Genomic DNA, 12,302 nt, shown 5'->3' with positions numbered 1-12,302 from the left:
GCAGTAGCTCAGTGGTAGAGCTATCGGCTGTTAACCGATCGGTCGTAGGTTCGAGTCCTACCTGCGGAGCCATTTTTATGTAAACTTATATTTAGCTATGCTTCCATAGCTCAGTAGGTAGAGCACTTCCATGGTAAGGAAGAGGTCAGCGGTTCGAGCCCGCTTGGAAGCTTTCCTATTTTTATAATAGTATGGCCCCTTGGTCAAGCGGTTAAGACACCTCCCTTTCACGGAGGTAACACGGGTTCGAGTCCCGTAGGGGTCACCAAAGTTTTTTACGCACTAATGTAAAAAAACTTTCATTGCTGTGGAGGATTAGCTCAGCTGGGAGAGCATCTGCCTTACAAGCAGAGGGTCGGCGGTTCGAGCCCGTCATCCTCCACCATAATATAATTATGTTAACTACATGCCGGGGTAGCTCAATTGGTAGAGCAACTGACTTGTAATCAGTAGGTTGGGGGTTCAAGTCCTCTCGCCGGCACTGCTTTTTTAAAGTTAAATATGGAGGGGTAGCGAAGTGGCTAAACGCGGCGGACTGTAAATCCGCTCCCTCCGGGTTCGGCGGTTCGAATCCGTCCCCCTCCACCATTTATATTTTTAAAAAAGTTGGACATACTAGATAATATTACATCTCTATTGGGCTATAGCCAAGCGGTAAGGCATCGCACTTTGACTGCGACATGCGTTGGTTCAAATCCAGCTAGCCCAGCCAGAGAGCCATTAGCTCAGTTGGTAGAGCATCTGACTTTTAATCAGAGGGTCGAAGGTTCGAGTCCTTCATGGCTCATATAGTAACAGCCAGGAACTTTGGAGAAATCTCCAAGGTTCTTTTTTTATGAAAAAGAAACAAAGTGTCGTCAATGAGTGATTGGCGATAAAAAATTCATGAAATAAGCATCAAAGTATCGCCAATAGGGGCTATTGGCACCAAAAATTCATGAAAAAAGCATCAAAGTGTCGTCAATGGGCTATTGGCGACAAAAATTTATGAAATAACAATCAAACTGTCGTCAATCATATCTGTGAAGTTTGAATTCGTTAGTCAAAATGGAACCGAACGTTCATTTTTTCTTATTGTACATCCCTGCCCTAAACCAACCAATGATTTAAGGTTTTTTTCGTATATATATACATAATTTTGTCGAGTTGAGTCATCGGTATGAAAGCGGTTAAAATAGATACATAAAGTGGTAGGAGGAATTAATATGAGTAAGCTTTCAATTATTGGAATGCCGATGGATTTAGGTCAAATGCGACGGGGGGTAGATATGGGGCCAAGTGCTATCCGTTATGCCGGGATGGTTGAACGACTTAAGCCACTATTTGATGAAATACATGATCTAGGTGATATTCCAATTGGCAGACCTGAAGTTGTAGTGGATAAGGAATCCAATTTGCGGAATCTTGATTTAGTTGCTGAGAAAAGTGCTTTGTTGGCTGAAAAAGTAGATGCTGCTGTCGAGTCAGGTGCGTTTCCGCTTGTGCTTGGCGGGGATCATAGTATTGCTATTGGTACTTTAGCAGGCGTCTCAAAACATTATAAAAATCTTGGTGTCATTTGGTATGACGCACATGGGGATCTAAATACGGCTGAGACAAGCCCATCTGGTAATATCCATGGAATGCCACTAGCCGTAAGTATCGGGTTAGGGCACAGCCTGTTAACCGAGATTGGTGGATATGGTCCTAAAGTAAAACCTGAAAATGTAGTCATTATTGGTGCAAGAGCGCTAGATGATGGTGAAAAAGATTTAATAAAGGAAATAGGCATCAGAGTTTATACAATGCATGAAATTGACCGGATGGGGATGGCCAAAGTAATGGAAGAAGCCATCGCTTACCTGAAAGAGAAGACGGATGGTGTCCACCTATCACTTGATTTAGATGGCCTAGACCCAAATGATGCTCCAGGCGTTGGAACACCAGTTATGGGTGGAATCAGCTACCGAGAAAGTCATCTTGCTATGGAGATGTTAGAAGAAGCAAAAATCATTACCTCAGCAGAATTTGTAGAAGTAAATCCCATTTTAGATGAAAAAAATAAAACTGCTAAAGTGGCAGTTGAATTGATGGGCTCATTATTCGGAGAAAAATTATTATAATAAATAAGTAAAGCTGCATTTCGTAAGAAAACGGGCCAACCTGTTCTTCTAGCGTGATGCAGCTTTTTTCTATTATCTTCTTGTCAAAAAATTAAAAACCGTGTCAATTTATCTCCCTTCATAAAATCTTTAAACTAATTAGTAAGCCCTTTTAGTAAATTTTTGTTAATATTAAAGGTATTGAGAAGTTTTTTCGTGAAAAACGAAACTTTTTTGCTACCGATTCGTATTATCGGATAGCAGCAATGGAGCTGAGGTAACGTAATGGACGCAATTGTAAAAAAGAGAATAAAACAAGTAATCAAAGGGGACCAAGATGCCTTTGGTGAAATCGTTGAAATATATAAAAACAGTATTTATCAACTATGTTTTCGGATGCTTGGAAATCGTCATGAAGCTGAGGATATGGCACAGGAAGCTTTTATTCGTGCTTATGTGAATATCAAAACCTTTAATCAAGACTTGAAATTTTCAACCTGGCTTTTTCGGATTGCAACCAATCTGTGTATTGACCGAATGCGAAAAAAGAAACCGGATCATTATTTAGATGCAGAGGTTGCAGGGACAGAAGGATTAACAATGTATTCGCAAATCCCATCGAACACACCGCTGCCAGAGTCAGAAGTAGAAAGCTTAGAGCTGCAGGATACGGTCCAGAAAGAGATATTAAAACTGCCCGATAAATATCGGACAGCCATCGTATTAAAATATATTGAAGAGTTGTCCTTAAATGAAATTAGCGAAATTCTCGATTTACCGCTTGGAACGGTTAAAACAAGGATTCACCGTGGCCGGGAAGCGTTAAGACAACAATTACGATATGTGTGATAAGAGGTGAAACTGTTAATGTGTCCAGAACAAATCATCGAACTAATGCATGAATACTTAGATGAAGAAATTACACCTGATCAAGAACGAATATTAAGAGAACACCTCCAAAACTGTAAAGAATGCGAAGCTATATTTAATGAGCTAAATAAGACGATCGCTTTTGTAAAGAGTGTGTCACATATGCAGGTACCTGATGACTTTACAGCGAATGTGTTGTCTCGTTTACCAAAAGAGAAACGAAAGATTTGGATGCAGCGTTGGTTGAAAAACCATCCTATGCTTGCAGCTGCCTCTTTATTTCTCATATTAATGATGGGAAGTGTATTTTCTACTTGGAATCAAGATCGAGAGTTTTCTGTCTCGAAGCAAAAAAACTTAGTAGTTAAAAATAATACCGTTATTGTACCTAAAGGTGAGACGGTCAAGGGCGATGTCATTGTTCGAAATGGGACATTAGAAATTGAAGGTGAAGTCCAAGGTGATGTGACAGTTATCAATGGTGAAAAATATTTGGCCTCTGCAGGACATGTAACAGGGCAGATTGAAGAGGTAAATGAAGTGTTCGATTGGATTTGGTATCATATTAAAAGGACCGCACAAGATGTAGTTCAAATATTTGATGACCAACCGGAAACCAAATAAAAAAACAAATCACTCTGACCGGGTGATTTGTTTTTTTACACAGATACATATAATAGGTACAAGAGGTATTTATGGTATAATAAATAGGTTGTAATTTATTTGTGTTAAAGAAAATTACGGAGGAAGAACAATGCCGTTTGCTGATTTCGAACTATGGAAGTATTTAGCTAGTATTGTTGATATTGTCCTCGTATGGTATGTCATTTACAAGCTGATCAATGTGATTAGAGGAACGAAGGCCGTTCAATTACTAAAAGGCATTCTCGTTATTCTTCTAGTCAGAGTTGTCAGTGAGTTTCTAGGCTTCCAAACATTAAGCTGGATGATGGAACAGGCGATAACATACGGGTTTCTTGCGATTATTATTATATTTCAGCCAGAACTTAGAAGGGCCCTTGAGCAATTAGGCAGGGGGAAGTTCTTTTCAAGAAGCAGTAATCTGGATGATGAAGATCCGGAAAAAACGGTTGAGGCGATTGTTAAGGCAACTGATTATATGGCAAAGCGCCGTATTGGGGCGTTAATCTCGATCGAAAGAGAAACGGGAATGGGCGATTACATAGAAACGGGGATCCAGTTGAATTCCAATATTTCTTCTGAATTGCTGATTAATATTTTTATCCCAAATACACCGCTCCATGATGGTGCGGTAATCATCCAAAAAAATAATGTCGCAGCAGCCGCATGCTATCTGCCATTATCCGAAAGCCCGTTTATTTCTAAGGAGCTAGGAACCAGACATCGGGCTGCATTAGGAATAAGTGAAGTGACTGATAGTGTCACTGTCATTGTTTCTGAAGAGACAGGTCATATTTCCCTTACAAAGAACGGGGAGCTTCACCGAGCGATTAATACAGAGCAACTGAAAGAATTACTTACGAGTGAATTGTTAATTCATTTGAAAACAAAACAAGCTTCTTCAGCTCGTTGGAACTGGAGGGGGAAAAATAATGGATAAATTGATGGATAATCCTTGGTTTATTAAAATTCTTGCCTTGTTGTTAGCGGTACTTTTATATTCTTCTGTACCACATACAGGTAAAAAAATAACGGATGTGAATGTGCCAGGAGAGCAATCAACAGAAACCATTACCAATATTCCTGTAAAGGTTTATTATGATACGGAAAATCTAGTGGTGTCAGGAATTCCAGCCACGGTTGATATCACTTTAAAAGGACCAATAACGCACATTCAGTCTGCCAAAGCGTTGAAGAACTTTGAGGTTTACATAGATTTATCAAAAGCTAAAATTGGGAAACAGAAAGTAAAATTAAAAGTAAGAGACCTGTCGGATAAATTGAGTGCGACTGTGAAACCAGCTAGTGTAAATGTATATGTTCAGGAAAAAATCACAAAGGAATTTAAAGTTGAGGCAGAATTTAATGCGAGCCAAATAGAAGCGGGTTATTCTGCAGGACAACCCGTTGTCGAGCCAAATAAAGTGAAGATTACCGGTGCAAAAAGTATCATCGACCGGATTACTTATGTAAAGGCTGCCCTTGGGGAAAAAGATCAACTGAAAGAAACCATTTCAGACGAGGCTTATGTCCAGGTTCTTGACAAAGATCTAAATAAGTTAAATGTAGTGGTGGATCCGGAAACGGTAGAAATCACGATACCAATAAAAAGCAACAGTAAGACTGTACCGATAAAAATTGTTAGAAATGGTACAGCCCCAGAAGGTGTGACGGTTGAATCGATTGATATCGATGAAAAAGTGGCAACAATCACAGGGGATGAAGATGTTCTTAAAAATACGGATAGTGTCCGTGTTGAGGTCGATCTCAGTAAAATTACCGATAACACCACCCTTACATTGCCTGTTATCATCTCTAATGGAATTACAAAGGTTACCCCGCAAACGGTAAAAGCAACCGTTGTGGTCAAAAAACAAGAAGAAAAAACAGTTTCGGATGTACCGTTAAACATTCAAGGATTATCCGAAGAATATAAGGCCACGATTAACGATCCAGGAAATCAAATGATTAATATACTTATTAATGGTCCCTCTTCGGCAGTTAGCAGCGTTAGGCCTGAGGATTTCAAAGTCTTTATTGATTTGTCTGGCCTTGTAGAAGGGGATCATATAGTCGACATTCACGTGGAAGGACCTTCGGCTGTAAAGTGGAAACCTACTAAATCATCAGCGAAAATTACGATCGAAAAAAATAATGCCTAATATCTAGCAATACACATGTTGAAGGAGAGATTTTTAAAATGGGAAAATATTTCGGGACCGACGGGGTACGTGGAGTAGCAAATAGCGAATTAACACCTGAGTTGGCCTTTAAATTAGGCCGCTATGGCGGATATGTTTTAACAAAGGATAAAGACCGTCCCAAAGTACTCATCGGACGGGATACGCGTATATCTGGCCATATGTTAGAAGGAGCCCTTGTGGCAGGGTTATTATCCATTGGAGCCGAAGTTATGCGTTTAGGAGTTATATCTACTCCAGGTGTTTCATATTTAACCAAAGCTTTAGGTGCCCAAGCAGGAGTCATGATTTCTGCTTCTCATAATCCAGTGGCTGATAACGGCATTAAATTTTTTGGTCCCGATGGCTTTAAGCTTTCCGATGAGCAGGAATTAGAAATTGAGACGCTCATCGATTTACCAGAAGATCAACTGCCTCGACCAGTGGGTTCGGAACTTGGTCAAGTCATGGATTATTTCGAGGGCGGTCAAAAGTATCTCCAATATTTGAAAAATAGTGTGGATGAAGATTTTACAGGAATCCATATTGCCTTAGATTGTGCACACGGGGCAACGTCGTCTCTAGCGGCACACTTATTTGCCGATTTAGATGCGGACCTATCAACAATGGGCGCCTCTCCCAATGGCTTAAATATCAATGCAGGAGTGGGCTCAACACATCCTGAAGCACTAGCAGCCTTAGTCAAAGAAAAGGGTGCTGATGTAGGTCTTTCCTTTGACGGTGATGGCGACCGTTTGATTGCGATTGATGAAAATGGAGCAATTGTTGATGGGGACCAAATCATGTACATTTGCGGCAAATATTTGAAAGAACAGGGTCGCTTAAAGCATGGGACGATTGTATCAACCGTTATGAGTAATTTAGGCTTCTATAAAGCACTTGAGTCACATGGGATCCATAGTGTACCGACAGCGGTAGGTGACCGTTATGTTGTCGAAGAAATGAAGAAAAATGGGTTTAATTTGGGCGGCGAACAATCAGGTCATATTATTTTCTTAGACTATAACACCACAGGTGACGGTTTATTATCAGGGCTGCAATTAGTCAATATTATGAAGGCAACTGGGAAGCCTCTTTCTGAGTTAGCTGGTGAAATGAAAAAATTCCCGCAAAAGCTTGTCAATGTGAGAGTAACCGATAAACATCATGTAACCGATAACGCAAAGGTAAAAGAGGTTATTGAGCAAGTTGAGGCTGAAATGGCAGGCAACGGGAGAATCCTCGTCCGACCATCAGGAACGGAGCCGCTTGTTCGCGTCATGGCAGAGGCATCGACAGAGGAACTTTGCGAATCTTATGTGAACAGGATTGTGGCAGTTGTCAAAGAGGAAATGGAATTAAAAGAATAAAGCAGAAAAATATATGCATAAGGGAACGATTCAAATCCCTTATGCATATTTTATTATGAATGAGCTATAAGTAATGAGAAAGATGAAAATCCCTGATTTTGGTTGACGGTGACGCTCAATCATAGTAGTATTAATTTGCTTTGTTTTTTAAAGCAGATTGAATGCATATTTTTAATGAAAGGTGGGTAGTAAGAGAATTGTCCTTTTAAAAGCGCCTGGACTAACCTAAAGTGGTGAGGTTAGTTGACGAGGAGGAGGAGTATCGAATGTTCGGCGGATACCTCCCGGTTGAGACGCACAACCGAAAATTTCTTCTTTAAAACACAGGGGCAACTCTGTGCACAAAGAGAAGAAAATGCGCATACTAGAAGTAATGTTTCAAAAGGGTATAGACAGATACCTGACCATAACATTGATCAGGGGGCAAGAATTGCCTCCAAGCATTATTGCCCCCTGGATAGGGAGGAAACAGAAGAATGTGTGGAATTGTTGGATATATTGGGAATAGAGACTCGAAAGAGATTTTACTAAAAGGCTTAGAAAAACTCGAATATAGAGGCTATGATTCAGCTGGAATCGCTGTAAAGAATGAGAACGGAATTCATGTTTTTAAAGAAAAAGGTCGTATTGCTGATTTACGCAGTATTGTTAATGAGGATGTACATGCACATATCGGGATTGGACATACTCGCTGGGCAACACATGGGGTGCCAAGTAAAGGGAATTCCCATCCGCACCAGAGTACATCTGACCGTTTTACGCTCGTTCATAACGGGGTCATTGAGAACTACGATCTTTTAAAACAGGAATATTTATCTGACGTAACGTTTGAAAGTGAAACGGATACAGAAGTTATTGTTCAAATGATTGAGTTATTTGTAAACGAAGGTTTGGAAGTATTAGAGGCTTTCCGTAAAACGTTGACTCTTTTACATGGTTCATATGCACTAGCGCTTTTAGATGCAGAAGATAATGAAACCATTTATGTGGCCAAAAATAAAAGCCCGCTTCTTGTTGGTTTAGGTAAAGGCTTCAATGTTGTGGCAAGTGATGCAATGGCGATGCTGCAAGTAACTGACCAGTACGTGGAATTAATGGACAAAGAAATTGTTATCGTAACAAAGGATAAAGTAACAATACAAAATCTGAACGGTGAAATTATCAGCCGTGAACCATATACAGCTGAACTTGATGCTAGTGATATTGAAAAAGGAACATATCCCCATTACATGCTGAAGGAAATTGATGAACAGCCGCTTGTGATGCGCCGTATTATCCAAAAATATCAAAATGAGCAAGGTGAATTAACCATTGATCGTGAAATCATCGATGCTTTAAACGGAGCGGATCGTCTGTATATTATTGCAGCTGGTACTTCCTATCATGCAGGACTTGTCGGGAAGCAGTTCATTGAGAAAATGGCAAAGATCCCCGTCGAGGTTCATATCTCCAGTGAATTCGGTTATAACATGCCGCTTCTTTCTGAAAAGCCGTTATTTATCTTCATTTCACAAAGTGGAGAAACAGCTGACAGCCGTGCCGTTCTTGTTAATGTAAAAGAGATGGGTTACCCTACACTAACGATTACAAATGTTCCAGGCTCAACGCTTTCTCGTGAAGCGGACTATACGCTTTTATTACATGCAGGTCCTGAAATTGCTGTTGCTTCAACGAAGGCATATACAGCACAGTTAGCGGTATTAGTTATTTTAGCTGAAGTTGCTGCCAAAAGCCGCAGCTTAGAAATTGACTTTGATCTTGTAAAAGAGCTTGGTATTGTTGCGAACGCAATGGAAGTTCTCTGTGATTCGAAAGAGCTTATTGAGCATATCTCAAGAGAATTTTTATCCATAACTCGCAATTGCTTCTTCATCGGCCGCGGGATTGACTTCTATGTTGGTTTAGAAGGTGCCTTGAAACTTAAAGAAATTTCCTATATTCAAGCAGAAGGATTTGCAGGCGGCGAATTAAAGCACGGTACGATTGCTTTAATTGAAGAGGGTACACCGGTTGTTGCTCTAGCTACTCAAGAAAGTGTAAACATGAACCTGCGCGGAAATGTGAAGGAAGTAGTTGCTCGCGGAGCTAACCCATGCATCATTTCGATGAAGGGGTTAGATCGTGACGAAGATAGCTTTGTGATTCCAGAAGTAAATGAATTATTAACACCTCTGATCTCTGTTATACCAATGCAGTTACTTTCATACTACGCTGCACTGCACCGCGACTGTGACGTCGATAAGCCACGTAACCTTGCTAAATCGGTGACTGTTGAGTAAAAATAAGAGTTTTAATTAATAAACTGTTGAAAGATAAAAAAGTCGGGAACTGACTTAAAAAATTGTCAATCAACAAGTATGCATAAAAATTTGATCAAGTAAGACTCAATCCAATTTCTGGGTTGGGTCTTTTTTTGTTAATAAAGATTTCGAAAAAAATTTGAAAGGAGAAAGGGGAGGATAATGATTTTTAAATGTAATGGATATTTACGGTAAAATAAGAATAGAAGACCCTGCTCTATCGTTAAAAAAAAGAGGAGAGAGATAATTAATAAGTCTATGGATTAGGGTTGACTGGATTAAGGTCAGTATCAGTATTGACACTTCTTAACCATTTTCATTCTTTGTGGTGAAGCGCCGATTTTGCGCTTCATGAATGGCTAACGGGGCAGTTTAGTTAAATAAAGAGATGTAATTACAACATCTCTTTTATTCCGTTTCTTCTTCAGTTTTCATCATTTCTTCATCTATGTTGTCAACTAATTCTTGATGACTATACATATAAAGAACAACTTCTGGAGGACTATCTTCATCACTATGAAATTCGGCTTCGATTCGAATTTTTGTCGGCTTCCCTTTATAAATAACATCAAAGGTTCCAATCTCTCTAACTTCATTGTGTTTCATTTTGTCGATTTCAGAGCTAATGGAATTGATGTCATCTTGACTGAAACCTTTATCCAATACCGTGGATGATAAATGTTTTAAAAAAGGTTCTACCTTTTCAAGGTCAAAATTCATTCCCGCTGCATATGGTGCTTCTTTATAGTCATTTTTGTTTGTGAACATATAAATAGAACCTCCAACTAAAAGTATTATAAGAACACCGATAATCCATCTGTTCAATAGGATTTCCCCCTTTCTCTCCGTTATTATAAAGAAGAAATAATCACAGATAACTATAAAAATAATTCCAGATTACTCTAATTGGAAAAGTCAGTGATTGAAAGGTTCTTCTTTAACTTACGAGTGCGATGATTCAATAATGAAGGTTCGCTTGTTTGTTATACAAATAAAGCAGCAGGTTTATTTAGTAACAAGGGCTTGAATTCCGTGTTAGAACTTTATTATTAGATATTTTATATAGTGAGAAAAGCGGTTATGATGAACAAAAATATACTTATTTTAGCCTATTGGGCGCTGTTATGTACCTAGATAAAAAGGATTTCTATCAACTTCTATCTTCTGTTTCGGAAATGTCTGTAAACGGAAGCTCTTTCATCTTTGACTACCTCGATGATACTGCTTTTGATGACAGTATTGCCTCTAAGAAGCTAACCCAAATGCGACAAATTACTGCACATATAGGTGAACCAATGATTTCAGGCTTTGATCCGTTTGAACTCGATAGGGAGCTGCAGGATTGTAATATGTTACTCTATGAAAATCTTTCTCCTGCTAATATCGAGGATATGTATTTTAAGGGAAGAGAAGATGGATTACACGCCTTCGACCATTTTCATTTTGCGCATTTAGTTGTTCATAAATAACAGGAATCTTTAGACACCGTTCATTTGTTATGAACGGTGTCTTTTTACTTTGGCTCATATATTATTTATTTCTTAAAGGGAAAACAATTTTCACAGTGGTTCCTTTATTAATTTCACTTTCATACTCAATTGACCCGTTCAATTCACGGATGATTTTGTTGGTTACCATACTGCCAAGTCCTGTCCCTTTCGTTTTTGTAGTATAAAAGGGCAAGCCTATCTGTTTTAACTGCTCGGGCGTCATTCCTTTCCCGTTGTCTTTAATACTAATTTCAACAGCATTTTTGAAATGGTCAGCATTTAAATCAATCTTAATGGTCCCTTGATTTGATATGGACTCAATCCCATTTTTAATCACATTCATGATCGCTTGCTTTAAATGGGCTTCATCCCCATTTACATAAAATGGTTCTTTATTTTCATAATCAATAATGACATTTGAGTAGGAGGCAAGAGGCCTCATTAATTGAACACAATCATTCATCACATCATCGATTGAAACAATTGCCATTTGAAAAGGTTCAGGCTTTGCGACTTTCAAATAGTTTGTAATAATACTGTTGGTTCGATCTAGTTCTTCCATTATTAGAGGCGAGAATTTTTTAAATCGCTCATCGTTTGTATCTTTACTCAAAAATTGGATAAATCCTCTAATGGTTGCGAGAGGATTTCTAATTTCATGCGCAATCGAAGCTGTGAGCTGGCCAATCATCGTTAACTTATCAAGATAAACCATCTCCTCAAATTGCTTATTAATTTTTATCAAGTTTTCAATCACAAAGATCAGTGCCATAACCGTAATATATAAGGCAATAAAGTAAATCAAATAAAAAGATAGACTTAAAAAATCGATTCTATAATATAGAATCGTAATATAAATAATAAAATAGCAAACAACGATCATTGTTCCTGCCACAAGCTTAGAAGGTGATTTATGAAAAAATCTCCGGAAAGCAAGGCCGCATAAGAAGGCGACAATGGATACCAAGATGCCAATCGCTAGGAATTTTCCACCAAAAAAATAGCGGACAAGGCATGCACTTACTAAAACGATGCCCCCAGGTAACCACCCCCCATACAGAGTGAGGATCAGAATGGAGCACATCCTTAAATCAAAATGGGTTGCCCCCAAGGTTTCAATTGGATAAAACATACAAAAAAGCGTTCCTAATGAACCAATCAAACCATAAATCACTTTTTGTTTTAAAGTATTTGGAACTTTCGTTTGAAAGGGGAAAAATAAGTTAGCATTAAATGTAAAAGATAATAAGATCGTGATGTTAACTAACAATGGTTTGATTAGAGTAATCAAGAAACTTCCTCCAAAATCATAAATGATATGTATCCACATTTATCTTTCCTGCGGACTGATAAACTTTCCGCACAAAAA

Annotated in this window: 10 protein-coding genes and 7 tRNA genes; 15 read left to right on the top strand and 2 right to left on the bottom strand. The window is 38.7% G+C overall.

Features of this window, described 5'->3' with window-relative positions:
• The first annotated feature begins 99 nt into the window (after positions 1-99).
• The 14 genes from AB7942_RS27080 to glmS all read left to right on the top strand — a co-directional run bounded on the left by AB7942_RS27080 (position 100) and on the right by glmS (position 9,422).
• Positions 100-172, top strand: a tRNA-Thr gene (locus tag AB7942_RS27080).
• A 21-nt stretch (positions 173-193) separates the two neighbouring features.
• A tRNA-Glu gene (locus AB7942_RS27075) sits at positions 194-268 on the top strand.
• Positions 269-309: 41 nt separating this feature from the next.
• Positions 310-385: transfer RNA gene (locus tag AB7942_RS27070), tRNA-Val, on the top strand.
• A 23-nt stretch (positions 386-408) separates the two neighbouring features.
• A tRNA-Thr gene (locus AB7942_RS27065) sits at positions 409-481 on the top strand.
• A gap of 22 nt (positions 482-503) precedes the next feature.
• A tRNA-Tyr gene (locus tag AB7942_RS27060) sits at positions 504-588 on the top strand.
• 49 nt (positions 589-637) lie between these two features.
• A tRNA-Gln gene (locus AB7942_RS27055) sits at positions 638-712 on the top strand.
• Positions 713-714: 2 nt separating this feature from the next.
• Positions 715-787: transfer RNA gene (locus tag AB7942_RS27050), tRNA-Lys, on the top strand.
• Positions 788-1,205: 418 nt separating this feature from the next.
• Positions 1,206-2,102 (top strand): arginase, encoded by an 897-nt coding sequence (gene rocF / locus AB7942_RS27045; RefSeq protein WP_088085026.1) that lies wholly within the window; start codon positions 1,206-1,208, stop codon positions 2,100-2,102.
• Positions 2,103-2,366: 264 nt separating this feature from the next.
• Positions 2,367-2,930 (top strand): RNA polymerase sigma factor SigW, encoded by a 564-nt coding sequence (sigW, locus tag AB7942_RS27040; protein ID WP_088085027.1) that lies wholly within the window; start codon positions 2,367-2,369, stop codon positions 2,928-2,930.
• Positions 2,931-2,948: 18 nt separating this feature from the next.
• Positions 2,949-3,575, top strand: coding sequence for a zf-HC2 domain-containing protein (locus tag AB7942_RS27035; RefSeq protein ID WP_369449248.1), 627 nt, complete (start codon positions 2,949-2,951; stop codon positions 3,573-3,575).
• A gap of 130 nt (positions 3,576-3,705) precedes the next feature.
• Positions 3,706-4,533, top strand: a complete 828-nt coding sequence (cdaA, locus tag AB7942_RS27030) for a diadenylate cyclase CdaA (RefSeq protein WP_214713465.1) — start codon at positions 3,706-3,708, stop codon at positions 4,531-4,533.
• Positions 4,526-5,755 carry a CdaR family protein gene (locus tag AB7942_RS27025; RefSeq protein ID WP_369449247.1) on the top strand — a complete coding sequence of 410 codons (1,230 nt, stop codon included), beginning with the start codon at positions 4,526-4,528 and terminating at the stop codon, positions 5,753-5,755. The genes cdaA and AB7942_RS27025 overlap by 8 nt, the downstream gene beginning before the upstream one ends.
• 38 nt (positions 5,756-5,793) lie before the next feature.
• Complete coding sequence (glmM, locus tag AB7942_RS27020; RefSeq protein ID WP_369449246.1) at positions 5,794-7,143, top strand: phosphoglucosamine mutase; 1,350 nt, start codon at positions 5,794-5,796, stop codon at positions 7,141-7,143.
• Between the two features lie 476 nt (positions 7,144-7,619).
• A complete protein-coding gene (gene glmS, locus AB7942_RS27015) occupies positions 7,620-9,422 on the top strand; it encodes a glutamine--fructose-6-phosphate transaminase (isomerizing) (protein WP_369449245.1) in 1,803 nt (600 codons plus the stop codon).
• 429 nt (positions 9,423-9,851) lie between these two features.
• On the opposite strand, the gene AB7942_RS27010 is transcribed toward glmS, so the two are convergent.
• Positions 9,852-10,268: a hypothetical protein gene (locus tag AB7942_RS27010; RefSeq protein ID WP_369449244.1), complete on the bottom strand. Its 417-nt coding sequence runs from the start codon at positions 10,266-10,268 to the stop codon at positions 9,852-9,854.
• A gap of 299 nt (positions 10,269-10,567) precedes the next feature.
• Between AB7942_RS27010 and AB7942_RS27005 the strand changes: the two genes are divergently transcribed.
• Positions 10,568-10,912: a hypothetical protein gene (locus AB7942_RS27005; protein ID WP_369449243.1), complete on the top strand. Its 345-nt coding sequence runs from the start codon at positions 10,568-10,570 to the stop codon at positions 10,910-10,912.
• Between the two features lie 61 nt (positions 10,913-10,973).
• Here the strand turns inward: AB7942_RS27005 and AB7942_RS27000 are convergent, their stop codons facing one another.
• Positions 10,974-12,224 (bottom strand): ATP-binding protein, encoded by a 1,251-nt coding sequence (locus AB7942_RS27000; RefSeq protein WP_369449242.1) that lies wholly within the window; start codon positions 12,222-12,224, stop codon positions 10,974-10,976.
• Positions 12,225-12,302: the final 78 nt, after the last annotated feature.

It is taken from the genome of Neobacillus sp. BF23-41 (genome assembly GCF_041106275.1).
The sequence above is the reverse complement of the archived record's forward strand: the minus strand, read 5'-3'. Positions and strand labels throughout refer to the sequence as shown.